Below are 14,586 nucleotides of genomic sequence, written 5' to 3' on the forward strand. Positions count from 1 at the left end.
GCCCTGCGTTTCTCAGGGGTCACCGTGTTCGGCCTGGGTACGACGCTCTTCTTCCTCGGCCTGCTTGCGCAGCTTCTTGCGTAGTGCCGCCTTCTCGAAACGCAGCTTCTGGACCCGGGTCTCCAGCTTCAGTGGCGGCACCCGCGCCGGCTTGCCGTTGCCGTCCACGGCCACCATGGTCAGGTAGCAGCTGTTGGTGTGGCGGATCATCTTCCGGCGGATGTCCTCGGCCACGACCTTGACGCCGATCTCCAGGGAAGAGCTGCCCACATGGTTCACGCAGGCCAGGAAGGTGACCAGCTCGCCGACATGGATCGGCTGCTTGAACAGCACCTGGTCGACGGAAAGGGTCACCACGTAATGGCCGGCATAGCGGCTGGCACAGGCATAGGCCACCTCATCGAGCTTCTTGAGGATGGCGCCGCCATGCACCTTGCCACTGAAGTTGGCCATGTCCGGGGTCATCAGGACGGTCATCGAGAGCTCGTGCTGGCCGCTCAGCGGTTGGTCATCCATCGTCTTGCTCCTTTGAGGTTTCCTACAGCATAACGCCTTGCCCCCGCGAGGGGAGCAAGGCGTATATTGCCGCAGAGGCCGTTACGGATTCAGAACCAGGTCAGGCCCACCGCGATGATGATGCCGGTGATGAACAGCTGGATCAGGCAGAAGCCCATGATGTCCTTGGCCTTGAGGCCGGCGATACCCAGCACCGGCAGGGCCCAGAAGGGTTGCAGCAGGTTGGTCCAGGCGTCACCCCAGGCCACGGCCATGGCCACCCGGGGAATGTCCACGCCCAGGGCCTGGGCGGCGGGCAGCATCACCGGCGCCTGCACGGCCCACTGGCCGCCACCGGAGGGCACGAAGATGTTGACGATGCCGGCGCTGATGAAGGACCAGAAGGGCAGGGTGGTCTCGGTGGCAAAGGAGATGAGCGCCTCCGACATGCTCTCGGCCAGGCCCGACTGCACCATGATCGCCATGATGCCGGCATAGAAGGGGAACTGGATGACGATGCCGGCACCGCCCTTGATCGCCTCCTGGAGGCTCTCGAGCAGGCTGCGGGGGGTTCGGTGCAGGACGATGGCCAGCGACAGGAACAGGAAGTTGACCACGTTCAGATTCAGGCCGCCGTCGCGGAAGATGAAGTGGTCGAGCAGGAATAGCACTCCGGGGATGCCCACCAGCCAGGCCAGGGTCGTGCTGTTCTCCAGGCGCTCGGCGGGACGGGTGATGCGTACGCGTGTTTCCTCGTCATCACCCAGCAGTGCGGGGTCGATGTAGACGCTTTCCTTCTCGTCGGGGAGCATCAGCCGGTTGACCAGCGGCACGGCGATGAACAGGCAGGCCACGATGGCCAGGTTGAACAGCGAGAAGATGGTGTCGCCGGTGCCGATCACGCCGATCTGCTCGGCGGTGAAATGGCCGTCGGTGGCGATGGTCAGCGGGATCGAGCCGGCCAGGCCGCCGTGCCAGACGATGAAACCGGAGTAGGCGCTGGCCACCAGCAATCGGTAGTCCACGCGTATCAGACGGGCCAGTTCCTTGGCGAACAGCGCCCCGACCACCAGGCCGAAGCCCCAGTTGATCCAGCTGGCGACCAGCGATACCAGGGTGACCAGGATGATGGCGCTGCCGGCATTCTTCGCCAGGCCGGCAAGCCTCTGCAGCAGCCGCTTGACGGGGGGAGAGCTGGCCAGCATGTAGCCGGTGACCAGCACCAGCAACATCTGCATCGAGAAGGTCAGCAGCCCCCAGAAGCCGTCGCCCCAGAAACGCATCACTGCCAGCGGGGTCTGGCGCTCCACGGCGATGGCCGCGGCGGCAGCGATGATTGTCAACAGCAGCACGAAGATGTAGGGGTCGGGCAGGTAGCGTTCGACCAGCTTGACGGCCGGTCTCGATAGGGCCTTGAGCATTGAGGGTTCCCTTCTTGCGTTATCGAGTTGAAGCGTGCCTGACGGAAAGTAACGCAACCCCAGAGGGTTGCGCTACTCGGCGCCGGAGATTCCTTCAACGCCGTCGGTGGCGGGGTAGCGCCAGCGGGTGCGGCGATGGTGCCGATAGTAGGCCGCTAGCACGACCGAGCGCACCACGGCAAAGGCCAGGAAGGACAACCACAGGCCATGGTTGCCCAGGGGTATGGTCAGCCACCAGAGCGGCAGGTAGACGGCGAGACCCGCATAGATGCTGTTGCGCATCTCGCGGATCGCCGTGGCCCCGATGAAGACACCGTCGAACAGGTAGCTCCACACCGCTACCAGCGGCATGACGACCATCCAGGGCAAGTAGTCGCCGGCAGTGGCTCGCACCTCCGGCAGGCCCGTCAACAGCGCGATCAACCACTCGCCCCCCAGGGCGAAAGCCAGTGAGGCGAGCCCCGCGGTGACCAGTGAGAAGCGGGCGGCGCTCGCCACGACCCGGCCGAACTCGTCGAAGCGCCGGCGGCCCACGGCGCGGCCGGCCAGCGCCTCGGCGGCATGAGCGAACCCATCCAAGGCATAGCTGGTCAGCATGATGAACTGCAGCAGCACGGCGTTGGCCGCCAGTACGGTATCGCCCTGGGCGGCGCCGCGGGAAGTAAAGAAGGCCATGGCGAACAGCAGGCCCAGGGTGCGCACAAAGAGGTTGGCATTGACGCGGAAGAGCTCGCCATAGGCGGCCAGGCGCAGCAGCCGTTCGCGCAGGAAGCGCCCCGAAAGCCACCTGAGCTGGCGCGATACCAGCCAGAGGCCGAAGGCCAGCGCCGTGTAGTCGGCGATGACAGTGGCCCAGGCCACGCCGTCGCTGGTCATCCCCAGGCCCACCACGAACAGCAGGTCGAGCGCGATGTTGACGCCGTTGGTCAGCACCAGGATGGCCAGGGTGACTCGCGAGTTCTGCTGGCCGAGGAACCAGCCCAGGATGGCGTAATTGGCCAGTACCGCCGGGGCCGAGAGCAGGCGGATCCGTGCGTACTCTGCGGCCAGTTCCGTGGCGACCTCGCTGCCGTCGAGCAGCCATAGACCCAGCGTCACCAGCGGGCCGCCGACGAGGATCAGCCCCATGCCGATCATCAGGGCGAGCAGCAGCGACTGGCCGAGCAGGTTGCGCACTTCACTATCCGCCTCGCGTCCCGCCGCCTGGGAGGTGAGGCCGGTGGTGCCCATCCGCGCAGGAAGCCGAAGCCCCAGTAGAGGAAGCTGAACAGGGTTGCGCCCAGGGTCACCCCGGCGAGATAGCGCGAGTCCGGCAGGTGGCCAACCACGGCGGTATCCACCAGCCCTAGCAGCGGCACGGTGATATTGGAAAGGATGATCGGCCAGGCCAGCGAGAGGATGCGTTGTCGCGTGCCAGCGTGGGGAGCGGTCGTGGGCGACGTCACGGCGGACTCCTTGGCGGTGAAACGGGGCAGAGTGGCGGGTCCCGCCCCCGAACGCAACGGCCCCGCCAGTTGGCGGGGCCGTCGAAGGGCATGCGTGAGGATCTAGAAACGGTAGCCCAGGCTGGTGGAGAAGAGGTCGATCTCGAAGTCCTCGCCGCTCTCGCTGATATCGTAGCGCTCATACTCGGTGCGCACCACGATCCGGTCGATCTCGTATTCGGCGCCAATACCGTAGAAGGGATCGGTGCCGTCTTCGCTGGCAGACTCACGATAAACGTCCCCGTTGATAGTGGCATCCAGGTCGAGGTCAGCATCCCATGCCACCATGCCCAGCTTGCCGAAGACGCTGAAACCGTTCTGAATTGGTAAATTGCCGACTAGGGCGGCGGTAAACCCTTCTACACCGAGCTTCAGACGCGCACTATTAGCTCCATCGGCTCCACTGGCTTCGAAGTCACCAAAGTCCGCATAACCAGCTTCCACGGCAAAGTTGGGGTTGAACTGGTAGCCGGCAAATAGCTTGTATGCGGTATCGCTGTCATCGGTGCTGGCACCAAGGTCACCCAGCCAGTCGAGAGTATCGTTATCCAGCTTCGAATACCCCAGGCCGGCCCCCAGATAGGGTCCCTCGGCGGGGTTGTACTGATAGCTCTGAGCGAAGGCGGGGCTGGCGACAAGAGTGGCCAGGGCGGCGGTGGCGATCAGGCGTTTCATCATGCGCTCCTTTGCATGGTAGTGGGGCAGGCGAGGCCTGTTATTGGCAGGCGGCGAAAGCCGGCTACGCTGATGTAAGATCCCGTGAAAGGATGTAATCTCGGAATTCTAGAACTTCATAATGGTTAGCGCCATACTCGATTCGCCGAGGGCGAGTCTCGAATAGCGATAACCGCAGCACAGATGGCAGGGAGCAGGGGGAGTGAAACCGATGGACAAGCGCAGCTTATTCTTTTTCGCACTGGCACTGGTGGCGCTGCTGGGTACTACCCCGTCGATGGCCCAGGGAGAGCGCATGGAGGTCCAGCCCAGCGGTGGGGCGATGATCGTCGATGCGGTCGTCGCTCGGCCGCTGTTGGCTGCGGCCACGGTGGGTGGCACGGCGATCTTCCTGGTGTCGCTGCCGTTCACCGCCCTGGGGGGCAACGTGGACGGGGCGGCGGAGACGCTGATCAAGACCCCGGCCGAAGCGGCCTTCCGCCGCTGCCTGGGATGCACGGTGAGCCGGCGCGCCGACGAGATGTAGGGAAAACCGGCTGTTGGCGACGGTAAGTTTCTCGATCAGCTGACCGGGTCTTCTAGGCGAGGTATCAGACAACGGCGCCCCGCTCATCGAGCGGGGCGCCGTTGGTCATGCTGGCGTCGAACGGGATCAGGCGGCAGTGATGAGGTGGTATTTCTCCATCAGGGCGTCACGGCTTTCCTTGTGCTCCGGGTCCAGCGGAATGCAATCCACCGGACAGACCTGCTGGCATTGGGGTTCGTCGTAGTGACCGACGCACTCGGTACACAGCCCGGGGTCGATGACATAGATCTCTTCCCCCGGCGAGATGGCGCCGTTGGGGCATTCGGGTTCGCAGACGTCGCAGTTGATGCACTCGTCGGTGATCATCAGGGCCATGGGGTACCTCACGGATGTCGCTGGCCGGCAAGCGGTCTCGGGCGTGGCTAATTCCGAGTTTCCTGGTCAGGTATTGTAATGGCTCTTCAGCGTCTCGGCGACCCTGGAATGCACGTGCTTGGAGATGTCGCCGCCGAGCCGGGCGATCTCGCGCACCAGGGTGGAGGAGATGTAGGAGTTCTCCACCTCCGGGGTCAGGAAGACCGTTTCCAGCTCTGGCATCTGGGCGCGGTTCATGTTGGCCAGCTGCAGCTCATACTCGAAGTCGGACACCGCCCTCAGGCCGCGCAGCAACACGCGTGCCTTTTGCTGGATCATGAACTCGGTCATCAGTCCCGAGAAGCCGACCACCTCGACGTTGTCGAGGCCTGCGACCACCTCCCGGGTCAGGGCGATGCGGGTATCGATGTCCAGGACAGGCCCCTTGCCCGGGCTCGTGGCAATGGCCACCACCACCTTGTCGAACAGTCGGGCGGCGCGCTCGATCAGGTCAAGATGGCCGTTGGTGACGGGGTCGAAGGTGCCGGGATAGACGGCGATATTCATCATGTTTCTCCTTCGTCGAGTCGTCCGAAGGGGTTGTCCACGGCAAGTGAAACTTCCCTGGCGTAGCCGGGAATGCGGATGGCCTCGCGGCCGACATCGAGCTCGGGGCCTTCCAGCACGCCCTCGCCGAAGCGATAGCGAGCCTCGAAGTGGCCACGGTCGGCGGCCCGATGATAGGCCGCTGCGGCCTCCCGGGTGGCCTCGCGGCGCGTCTGCCAGGCGGTCACGGCGGTCTCGCCATGGCGCTGTACCATCAATCGCTCGGTCACCGCAGGGGATAGCACCACGCCGGTAGCGTTGTTGCCACCGAAGCCCTTGGCGTTGATGAAGGCCGCATCTGCCGTGAAGGGCAGCGGGTCGCGGAACAGCTTCAGGCGTTCGGCGTGGACGTCGTCGGCCACTGCATCCAGGGTGAAGATACCCGGCAGCAGCCCGTGGGCGAAGCTGCCCAGGGCGCTGGTGAGCTGGTCACCGGCGGCACTGCCTTGGGAGTGACCGACGTAGGCCTTCACCGCCACCACCGGCCACGCCCTGATGTCGTGGGCACGGGCAACCTGGTCGAAGACATGGGATTCGGTAATGCGGTTCTTGGGCGTACTGGTGCCATGGGCGTGGAGGAAGGTTCGCTCGCGCAGGGCCTTCTCGCCGAGCATGTCGCGCACCAGCGCGGCTGCCTTGGCCAGGGTGATGTAATTGCCGATGCCGGGGGCAGAGATCGAGCGCTTCCAGCCGTCGGCATTGACGAAGACACCCGGAACGCTGCCGAGGATCTCGGCACCGATCTCCAGGGCCAGGGCGTCGTCCATCAGCATGATGAACTGGCTGGACTCGCCCATGGTGAAGCCGCAGTTGCGGGCGAAGGGGCGGCAGGCACGCTGATAGTCGGCGTCGGTGAGCAGCTCCAGGGCATCCAGGGCCTTGAGGCTGTCGTCATCGGCCAGCGCTCCCATGGTGCGGAAGCCCTCGATGACCTCGGGCGTGATCGGGGCGTCGGCGGTGCCCACCAGCACCACCCGGCTGCGACCGGCACGGATGTCGTCCACGCCCAGGCGCAAGTTGTAGAGAAAGCTTGCGCAGGCGCCCAGGGCCGCCCCGGTGCCGCCCACGCTGCCCAGCACATAGGCATTGATGAAGTCGGCAGGCATCTGGCCATAGCCCAGCGGCATCTGCTTGGAAGTGGCACGCTTGCCGGAGACAAAGCTCTTGAGCAGGCCGCCCCAGCCCTCATCATCGAGCTGACCGATGGAGTTGCCGGCGTAGACGGCGACCTCATCGGGGTCGAGGCGGTCGCGCAGCCCGTCCCACTCGAGGCCGCTGTCGCCCAGGCAGTCGCTGGAGGCGAAGACGGTCATGGAGAGCCCGCGCGGGTGGTGCACGCTACGGTAGAGGCGGTTGGGCTCGAACCCTGAGGGCAGTTGGCCGGCGGCGCGCACCTGGGCTGGGCGCGTCTCGGGCAGCATCACCTCCATGGTGCCGGTGGGTACGGTGACCTCGACGCTCTGGCGGTCCAGCTCCCGGACCTGCCAGGTGGGGGGCAGGTCGTCGGGTAGCTGCCGGCGACGGATGCGGAAGGTCAGCGGCGTATCCAGTGCGAGGCTCGCCTTGCGGTTGGCCGGCAGGCCTTCCGCGTTGAAGCGGGGATCCTCGATACGCCGAACCAGGGTGTGGTCGAGCACCTGCTGGTGGGTCTGTTCGACGATCCCGGCGGCGTCCAGAGGCCGGCCCTCGGCGTCATGCCAGGCATCATCTTCCTGGCAAACGGCCAGGCGCATCATCGCCGCCAGGCCCAGCAAGGTGCGGGCCTGGTCGTCGTCGGGCAGGGCGTCAAGCACGGTACGGCGAAACGCCTGGTGGCCCGAGGTTCGGCCGGCGGGATTAACGCCGCCCATGCCGACGATCACCGGTAAGTGTGGCAAGCCGGGTTCCTCGTTGTGCGGTTGATATCGGGGCTGCATCAATTAGTTGCTGTCTGGCCATGGATCATAGCACCCGGCTCGTGGCGGCGTCATGCCGGCGACCCTGCGCGAAGGGCTTGCAGCTGGTAGAATGCCTGCCCTGCCCGTTTCCGCCGAGCCTGCCGCCATGACTGCCCGTTCGCGATCCATCGTCAGCCGCCAGACCGGCCCCCACGAGGACCTCTCCCGACGCGTGGTGCGGGCCCTGACGAATCCGCTGCGCAAGCCAATCGCCGAGCACACCCGCGAGGCCTTTGCCTGGGCTCGGGATTGGCTCGATAACCGTGACGGTGCGCCATTGATCCTGGATGCCGGATGCGGCGTGGGGCTCTCGACGCGCCGCCTGGCCGAGCAGCACCCGGCCACCGCGGTGATCGGCGTCGATCGCAGCGCCGATCGCCTCGCGCGCGATCATGGCCGGCTGCCGGACAATGCCCTGCTGGTGCGTGCCGACCTGATCGACTTCTGGCGCCTGGCCTTGGCCGAAGGCTGGCGACCGGCGCGTCACTTCCTGCTCTATCCCAATCCCTACCCCAAGACCGCCCATCTGAAGATGCGCTGGCAGGGCCACCCGGTGCTGCCGGTGATCTTGGCGCTGGGTGGCCGGCTGGAGCTGCGCTCCAACTGGCGGCTCTACGTGGAGGAGTTTGCCCTGGCGGTGACCCAGGCCACTGGAGTGGCGGCCGCGGCGGCGCCCTTCACTCCGGGCGAAGCCTGCCTGACGCCCTTCGAGCAGAAGTACCATGCTAGCGGGCAGGCACTCTGGCGGCTGGTGGTCGAGCTCCCTCACGATCCAGGATTGGTGCCCGGCGACCCGCAGCCTGGTGTCGGGGAGGGAAAGTGATGGTGTATCTGTTCCTGGCCCTGGCGATCGTTGCCGAGGTGATCGGCACCAGCGCGCTGAAGGCCTCGGAGGGCTTTACGCGACTGTGGCCCAGCGTCACGGTGGTGATCGGCTATGGCTTGGCCTTCTACCTCCTCGCCCTGGTGCTGCGCAGCATGCCGGTGGGCATCGCCTATGCCTTCTGGGCGGGGCTGGGTATCGTGCTGGTGACCCTGGTGGGCATCCTGGTCTATGGCGAGAGGCCGGACCTTCCGGCGCTGTTGGGCCTCGCCATGATCGTTGGTGGTGTGGTGGTGATCCAGGCGTTCTCTTCCGTTTCCTCCCATTAAGCTGAGGGCCTTTTATGTTTCCTCGAGGCGCCATGTGTCATCGCCCGCTGCTCTGCGTCCTGCTGACGCTGCTGCCGTTATTAGCCCAGGCGAGCGGCTTCACTCGCTTGGCCGAGATGGCTGACAAGGGCTTCCTGATCGGTGCCGAGGCGCGTCTGCTGAGTAGCGGCGAGACACTGGGCGCCATCGAGCCCGAGCGCCAGCTGTCGCCTGCCTCCGTGTCCAAGATCTACCTGGCGGCGGCGGCGCTGGAGCGCTGGGGCCCCCAGCATCGGTTCACTACACGACTGGTGAGCCTGGCCGAACCCGATGTGGACGGAACGCTGAAAGGCGACCTGGTGCTCGACGGCGGCGGCGATCCGATGCTGACCAGCGAGGACCTTTGGCGGCTCACGCAGCGGCTTCACCAGGCCGGTGTGCGCCGTATCGAGGGGCGCCTGGTGGTCAGCCAGTGGCGCTATGGCCCGGTGGAATGCATCACTACCGACCGCTGCCAGGCCCGTTCCCGGGTGGCCAATGCCTACAGTGCGCTGCTCTCCTCGGCCGGGGTGAACCATGGCAGCTGGTGCGTCAGCGTGGCCCCTGCTGCCGTGGCCGGGAAGCCCGCCCGCATCACTAGCTGCGACAGCCAGACGCCGATCGTCGATATCGATAACAGCGTCGAGACCAAGCCCGATGACAGCGGCACCCGGCTCAACGCCGAGCGCGTGCTTCGCGACAGCGGCGACGTCATGGTGGTGAGCGGGCAGATATCCACCAATGCCCGACCCCGCTCCATCTATCGGGCTAGTTCCGACCCTGCGCGCCAGAGTGCCGCCACCCTGCAGGCGATGCTGGAACAGGCCGGGATAGGCGTGCGCGATGGTGCCAGCGTGGTCGCCACCCAGCCGCCGGCCGAAGCCCGTACCCTGGCCTACGTGGAGAGCGAGCCGCTGCAGGAGCTGCTGCTGCGTACCCTCAATCACTCCAACAACTTCATGGCCGACCAGCTGGCGTTGAACCTGGTGGAACTCCCTCACGCCGGCCTTGAACAGGCCGGCGGGGCACTGGAGGCCTTCGTGGCCGGGCTTCCCGATCACGGCCCCGTGACCCTGCGCAGCGGTAGCGGCCTGACCCCGGAGAATCGCACCTCGGCGGCGGGCATCACCTCCCTGCTGGAGAGCATGTATCGCCGGCCGGCGCTCTTCCCCAGCTTCGTCGCGGCTCTGCAGTCACCGTCCAACGGCGTGATGCGTTTCCTGCGTCGTGGCTCGGCGACCTTCCAGCGGCATGTCATGCTCAAGACCGGCACCCTCAACCAGCCGGTGGCGGTGCGCTCCGTGGGTGGCTATTTTCGCACCCGGAGCGGGCAGTGGGGGGTGTTCGCGGCGCTCGTCAACGGCACATCGAACACTCCCTGGCTCAATTGGCAGCAGGTGCTCGACCCGCTGGCCGCCGATCTCGAAGAGATGATCGATGCCCATTGATATTCCGGATATCGCGACATGAAGCCAGGACACACCGGCTGGCAGCATCTGGTGCACTCCACCCGCTACTCCCTGAGGGGGCTCAGCGCAGCCTTTCGCAACGAGGCGGCCTTCCGCCAGGAGCTCGGACTCTGTGTGGTCCTGCTGCCGTTGGCCTGGTGGATCGGCCAGGGGCCGGTGGAGTGGATCCTTCTGGTGGGCAGCTGCCTGCTGGTACTGATCGTGGAACTGCTCAACAGTGCCATCGAGAACGTGGTGGATCGCATCGGCAGTGAACGCCACGAGCTTTCGGGTCGCGCCAAGGACATCGGCTCGGCGGCCGTGATGCTTTCGATGTGCTTCGCCGGCCTGACCTGGGGACTGCTGGCCTGGGAGAAATTCCTCGCCTAGCCCGGGTTATGGGGCGGGGCAGGCTTCGCTATGCTGGAAGCATTCGAGAACCGATGCGAGATACCCATGGCCCTGCCCGATGACTTCCTGCCCCTGGATGACATTCCCGAGCCCCTGAGGGCTCCACTGGCACATGCCCATGATCGGCTGGCGAGCTCACTGGAGCAGGCCGACAACCTGGCCGACTTGAATGGCAGCGATTCCCCCCTGGAGGACTGGCTGGCATTGTCGGACGAGCGGCGCCGTCAGCTGGCCCATGTGCTGGCCGTCTCGACCTTCGCCGGCGAGACCCTGATGCGCTATCCGGAGTGGCTGTTGCACCTCGACGCCACCGGTGAGCTGGATTCGACGCCCTCAGCCGAGACCCTGCGCGACTGGCTCGACGAGCGGCTGGAGGCCGCCGAGGACGAGGAGGCCCTGCATGGCGCCATCCGTCGCTTTCGTCGCGCACGGATGCTGGGCATCGTCTGGCGTGACCTGACCCGCCCCCCGGGCATCGACATGTGGCAGACCAGTGGCGCCGTGTCGCGGCTCGCCGAGACCTGCCTGGAGGGGGCACTGACCTGGCTCGAGGCTCACTTTGCGCCGCGCTGGGGGCGGCCCGCCCTGCGTCGCGACGGCAGCGAGCAGCGGCTGGTGGTGCTGGGCATGGGCAAGCTCGGCGCCGGTGAACTGAACCTCTCCTCCGACATCGACCTGATCTTCGGCTATCCCGAGAAGGCCGAGACCGAGGGTGGGCGCAAGTCCCTGGAGCACCAGGAGTATTTCACCAAGATCGGCCAGAAGCTGATCACCGCCCTGGACGCGGTGACCGCCGACGGCTTCGCCTTCCGCGTCGACATGCGCCTACGCCCGCTGGGCGATGGTGGTCCTCTGGTGGGGAACTTCTCCTCGCTGGCCAGCTACTACCAGGACCAGGGGCGCGAGTGGGAACGCTACGCCATGCTCAAGGCCAGGCCCGTCGCCGGCGACCGGGATGCCGGTGCCGAGCTGCTCTCGAGCCTGCGCCCCTTCGTCTATCGCAAGTACCTGGATTTCGGTGCCATCGAATCGCTGCGCGAGCTCAAGTCGATGATCAACCGCGAGGTCCGGCGCAAGGGCATGCAGGGCAACATCAAACTGGGCCCCGGCGGCATCCGCGAAGTGGAGTTTGTGGTCCAGGCCTTCCAGCTGATCCGCGGCGGCCGCGACACCGAACTGCAGGTCACCTCGCTGAAGTCCGCCCTGGAGCGCCTACCCGAGCTTGGCCTGTTGCCCCAGGAGGTGGTTGACGAGCTGATGCCCGACTACGTCTTCCTGCGCGATCTGGAGCATGTGCTGCAGGCCCTGGAGGATCGCCAGACCCAGACCCTACCCGAGGATGACATTGACCGCGAGCGGGTGGCGTTGGCATTCGAGATGGAGGACTGGCCGGCGGTGATGGCACGCCTCGATGAGGTGCGCGAGCGGGTGCGTCGGCATTTCGACGCGGTGATCGCCGAGCCCGAGGAGGAGGTGGAGGAGACCGATGACGCCGACCAGGCCTCCGGTGCCGTCGGCTTGGAGGAGTGGCGCGCGCTGTGGCGCGGCGAGCTGGAGGAGGACGAGGCCCGGGAGCTCGTGGAGGAGGCCGGCCTGACGGAGCCGGATGAGGCCCTGCGCCGGCTGCGTGCGCTGCGCCAGTCCCGCCAGGTACAGGCAATGCAGCGTGTCGGCTTCGAGCGACTCGAGGCCCTGATGCCGCTGCTGCTCGATGCCGTGACCGCGAGCGAGACGCCGGATATCGCCTTGGAGCGCGTGCTGCCGCTGGTCGAGGCGGTGTTACGGCGCACCGCCTACCTGGCACTACTGCGCGAGAACCCGGATGCCCTGGGGCACCTGATGAAGCTGTGCAGTGCCAGCCCCTGGATCGCCGCCCAGCTGGCCCGCCATCCCATTCTGCTCGACGAGCTGCTGACTCCCGAGACCCTCTACACCCCGGCCGACAAGGAGCGCCTGGCCGACGAGCTGCGACAGGCCCTGGGGCGGCTTCCCGAGGATGACGAGGAGGCCCAGCTCGAGGCCCTGCGGGTCTTCAAGCATGCCCAGGTGCTGCATGTGGCGGCCTCCGACATCGCCGGTACCCGTCACCTGATGAAGGTCAGCGACTATCTCACCTACATCGCCGAGGTGGTCCTTGAGGAGGTGCTGGCTATGGCCTGGAAGCACCTGACTCGCAAGCACGGCTTCCCGGAGCGCCGTGAGGAGGGGCGCTGTGGCGGCGAGCCCGAATTCCTGGTGGTCGGCTACGGCAAGCTCGGCGGCATCGAGCTGGGCTACAGTTCCGACCTGGACCTGGTGTTCCTCCACGACGGTGCCAACCAGGGGACCACCGACGGCCAGCGGCCCATCGACAACGCGGTCTTCTTCACCCGCCTGGGCCAGCGCATCATCCACCTGCTCACCGCGGTGACCCCGGCGGGCAGCCTCTACGAGGTGGACATGCGCCTGCGTCCCTCGGGCAACTCGGGGCTGCTGGTATCGACGCTCTCGGCCTTCGCCGATTACCAGCGCGAGCAGGCCTGGACCTGGGAGCACCAGGCGCTTGTGCGTGCCCGGGTGGTGGCCGGCCATCCACGCCTCGCCGAACGTTTCGACGCAATTCGTGGCGAGATCCTCGGCCGTGAGCGGGACCTCGAGGCGCTGCGCGAGGAGGTGGTGAAGATGCGCCACAAGATGCGCGACCACCTGGGCAGCAAGAGCCAGGGCGACGACTTCGATCTCAAGCACGATCCCGGCGGCATGGTCGACATCGAGTTCCTCTGCCAGTTCGCGGTGCTCTCCATGGCCCACGATTCCCCCGAGCTATTGGCGTACAGCGACAATATTCGTATTCTGGAGACTCTCGAAGCGACCGATCGCCTGCCGAGCCGGGATTGCCAGCGTCTGCGCGAAGCCTATCTCGCCTGTCGCACTGCCGCCCACCGGGCGGCCCTGACCGGCGGGGCCGGGCGCGGTCACAATGACGACTTCCAGGCGCATCGCGAAGCCGTCATCGAGCTCTGGCAACGCCTGCTCGCACCGCAAGGTCACTGAGCGCGGACTGGTTCCCGCGTGTTTCCTATTTCCATTATTTAGAAGATGAAAGGACGTAGATTATGTCGATGGCTGACCGAGACGGTCTCATCTGGTTCGACGGCGAACTGGTTCCCTGGCGCGATGCCCAGGTGCACGTACTGACGCATACCCTGCACTACGGCATGGGCTGTTTCGAAGGCGTGCGCGCCTACGCGACCGACCAGGGCGCGGCCATCTTCCGGCTCAAGGAGCACACCGACCGCCTGTTCGATTCGGCCAAGATCCTCGGCATGCACATGCCCTTCAGCAAGGAGCAGATCAACGAGGCTTGCCGCGCCGCAGTGCGTGAGAACGGCCTCGACGAGGCCTACCTGCGCCCCATGGTGTTCTTCGGCAGCGAGGGAATGGGTCTGCGCGCCGACAACCTCAAGACCCACGCGATCGTGGCCGCCTGGGAGTGGCCCTCCTACATGTCGCCCGAGGCCCGCGAACTCGGCATCAAGGTGCAGACCTCCTCGTTCACCCGGCACCACGTCAATATCGCCATGACCCGTGCCAAGGCCAACGGCCAGTACATCAACTCGATGATGGCCTTGGCCGAGGCCCAGCGCGGCGGTTATGACGAGGCGCTGCTGCTCGACCCCCAGGGCTATGCTGCCGAGGGTTCCGGCGAGAACCTCTTCATGGTCAAGAACGGTGTCATCTACACGCCGATGCTGACCTCCTGCCTCAACGGCATCACGCGTAATACCGTACTGCACATGGCCGAGCACCTGGGCTTTGAGCTGCGCGAAAAGCTGATCACTCGCGACGAGATCTACATCGCCGACGAGGCCTTCTTCACCGGCACCGCCGCCGAGGTGTTGCCGATTCGTGAACTCGACGGCCGTACCATCGGAGAGGGCCGCCGTGGACCGATCACCGAGAAGATTCAATCGCTCTATTTCGATGTAGTGCGCGGCAAGCAGGCCATCGATGCCAGTTGGCTGACCCCGGTGGCCTGACCCTCGGTTCCCGACTCCCGGCTCTTCCGGGAGTGAAAGC

13 protein-coding genes and 1 pseudogene are annotated in these 14,586 nt (G+C 65.9%); 7 read left to right on the forward strand and 7 right to left on the reverse strand.

The window, feature by feature from the left end; translation table 11 throughout:
* Positions 1-12: 12 nt before the first annotated feature.
* The 4 genes and pseudogenes from BMY30_RS10910 to BMY30_RS10925 form a co-directional block, all read right to left on the reverse strand.
* Entirely contained in the window at positions 13-516 is a 504-nt protein-coding gene (locus BMY30_RS10910) for an acyl-CoA thioesterase (protein ID WP_089713536.1), read from the reverse strand.
* A gap of 89 nt (positions 517-605) precedes the next feature.
* A complete protein-coding gene (locus BMY30_RS10915; protein WP_089713538.1) occupies positions 606-1,916 on the reverse strand; it encodes a short-chain fatty acid transporter in 1,311 nt (436 codons plus the stop codon).
* Positions 1,917-1,988: 72 nt separating this feature from the next.
* Positions 1,989-3,361 (reverse strand): annotated as a pseudogene (locus BMY30_RS10920) (MATE family efflux transporter).
* A gap of 102 nt (positions 3,362-3,463) precedes the next feature.
* The gene (locus tag BMY30_RS10925; RefSeq protein ID WP_170840122.1) at positions 3,464-4,075 is read right to left on the reverse strand and encodes an outer membrane beta-barrel protein; all 612 of its coding nucleotides are present in this window, start codon (positions 4,073-4,075) and stop codon (positions 3,464-3,466) included.
* Positions 4,076-4,286: 211 nt separating this feature from the next.
* Here BMY30_RS10925 and BMY30_RS10930 point away from each other — a divergent pair, with 211 nt between their 5' ends.
* A complete protein-coding gene (locus BMY30_RS10930) occupies positions 4,287-4,601 on the forward strand; it encodes a hypothetical protein (RefSeq protein ID WP_089713543.1) in 315 nt (104 codons plus the stop codon).
* Between the two features lie 126 nt (positions 4,602-4,727).
* Here BMY30_RS10930 and BMY30_RS10935 read toward each other — a convergent pair whose 3' ends face one another.
* The 3 genes from BMY30_RS10935 to BMY30_RS10945 all read right to left on the reverse strand — a co-directional run bounded on the left by BMY30_RS10935 (position 4,728) and on the right by BMY30_RS10945 (position 7,411).
* Complete coding sequence (locus tag BMY30_RS10935) at positions 4,728-4,976, reverse strand: YfhL family 4Fe-4S dicluster ferredoxin (RefSeq protein ID WP_089713546.1); 249 nt, start codon at positions 4,974-4,976, stop codon at positions 4,728-4,730.
* A 66-nt stretch (positions 4,977-5,042) separates the two neighbouring features.
* On the reverse strand, positions 5,043-5,522 hold the full coding sequence (gene coaD / locus BMY30_RS10940; protein WP_089713548.1) for a pantetheine-phosphate adenylyltransferase: 480 nt from the start codon (positions 5,520-5,522) through the stop codon (positions 5,043-5,045).
* Complete coding sequence (locus BMY30_RS10945; protein WP_089713550.1) at positions 5,522-7,411, reverse strand: beta-ketoacyl synthase; 1,890 nt, start codon at positions 7,409-7,411, stop codon at positions 5,522-5,524. The genes coaD and BMY30_RS10945 overlap by 1 nt, the downstream gene beginning before the upstream one ends.
* A gap of 193 nt (positions 7,412-7,604) precedes the next feature.
* Here BMY30_RS10945 and trmB point away from each other — a divergent pair, with 193 nt between their 5' ends.
* The 6 genes from trmB to BMY30_RS10975 all read left to right on the forward strand — a co-directional run bounded on the left by trmB (position 7,605) and on the right by BMY30_RS10975 (position 14,546).
* Positions 7,605-8,321 carry a tRNA (guanine(46)-N(7))-methyltransferase TrmB gene (trmB, locus tag BMY30_RS10950; RefSeq protein WP_089713689.1) on the forward strand — a complete coding sequence of 239 codons (717 nt, stop codon included), beginning with the start codon at positions 7,605-7,607 and terminating at the stop codon, positions 8,319-8,321.
* A complete protein-coding gene (locus BMY30_RS10955) occupies positions 8,318-8,650 on the forward strand; it encodes a DMT family transporter (protein ID WP_170840123.1) in 333 nt (110 codons plus the stop codon). Before trmB ends, BMY30_RS10955 begins: the two co-directional genes overlap by 4 nt.
* Positions 8,651-8,682: 32 nt before the next feature.
* Positions 8,683-10,116 (forward strand): D-alanyl-D-alanine carboxypeptidase/D-alanyl-D-alanine endopeptidase, encoded by a 1,434-nt coding sequence (dacB, locus tag BMY30_RS10960; RefSeq protein ID WP_089713554.1) that lies wholly within the window; start codon positions 8,683-8,685, stop codon positions 10,114-10,116.
* A gap of 18 nt (positions 10,117-10,134) precedes the next feature.
* Entirely contained in the window at positions 10,135-10,506 is a 372-nt protein-coding gene (locus BMY30_RS10965) for a diacylglycerol kinase (protein WP_089713556.1), read from the forward strand.
* 66 nt (positions 10,507-10,572) lie between these two features.
* Positions 10,573-13,560 carry a bifunctional [glutamate--ammonia ligase]-adenylyl-L-tyrosine phosphorylase/[glutamate--ammonia-ligase] adenylyltransferase gene (gene glnE / locus BMY30_RS10970; RefSeq protein ID WP_089713691.1) on the forward strand — a complete coding sequence of 996 codons (2,988 nt, stop codon included), beginning with the start codon at positions 10,573-10,575 and terminating at the stop codon, positions 13,558-13,560.
* Between the two features lie 62 nt (positions 13,561-13,622).
* Positions 13,623-14,546 carry a branched-chain amino acid transaminase gene (locus tag BMY30_RS10975; protein ID WP_089713559.1) on the forward strand — a complete coding sequence of 308 codons (924 nt, stop codon included), beginning with the start codon at positions 13,623-13,625 and terminating at the stop codon, positions 14,544-14,546.
* The last annotated feature ends 40 nt before the right edge of the window (positions 14,547-14,586 follow it).

The sequence above is a fragment of the Halomonas daqiaonensis genome (assembly GCF_900109725.1).
GTDB lineage: Bacteria > Pseudomonadota > Gammaproteobacteria > Pseudomonadales > Halomonadaceae > Halomonas > Halomonas daqiaonensis.

Coding starts and splice junctions, on each gene's coding strand:
- BMY30_RS10910 (WP_089713536.1), bottom strand. CDS start 516: ATGGATGACCAACCGCTGAGCGGCCAGCACGAGCTCTCGATGACCGTC.
- BMY30_RS10915 (WP_089713538.1), bottom strand. CDS start 1,916: ATGCTCAAGGCCCTATCGAGACCGGCCGTCAAGCTGGTCGAACGCTAC.
- BMY30_RS10925 (WP_170840122.1), bottom strand. CDS start 4,075: ATGAAACGCCTGATCGCCACCGCCGCCCTGGCCACTCTTGTCGCCAGC.
- BMY30_RS10930 (WP_089713543.1), top strand. CDS start 4,287: ATGGACAAGCGCAGCTTATTCTTTTTCGCACTGGCACTGGTGGCGCTG.
- BMY30_RS10935 (WP_089713546.1), bottom strand. CDS start 4,976: ATGGCCCTGATGATCACCGACGAGTGCATCAACTGCGACGTCTGCGAA.
- coaD (WP_089713548.1), bottom strand. CDS start 5,522: ATGAATATCGCCGTCTATCCCGGCACCTTCGACCCCGTCACCAACGGC.
- BMY30_RS10945 (WP_089713550.1), bottom strand. CDS start 7,411: ATGGGCGGCGTTAATCCCGCCGGCCGAACCTCGGGCCACCAGGCGTTT.
- trmB (WP_089713689.1), top strand. CDS start 7,605: ATGACTGCCCGTTCGCGATCCATCGTCAGCCGCCAGACCGGCCCCCAC.
- dacB (WP_089713554.1), top strand. CDS start 8,683: ATGTGTCATCGCCCGCTGCTCTGCGTCCTGCTGACGCTGCTGCCGTTA.
- BMY30_RS10965 (WP_089713556.1), top strand. CDS start 10,135: ATGAAGCCAGGACACACCGGCTGGCAGCATCTGGTGCACTCCACCCGC.
- glnE (WP_089713691.1), top strand. CDS start 10,573: ATGGCCCTGCCCGATGACTTCCTGCCCCTGGATGACATTCCCGAGCCC.
- BMY30_RS10975 (WP_089713559.1), top strand. CDS start 13,623: ATGTCGATGGCTGACCGAGACGGTCTCATCTGGTTCGACGGCGAACTG.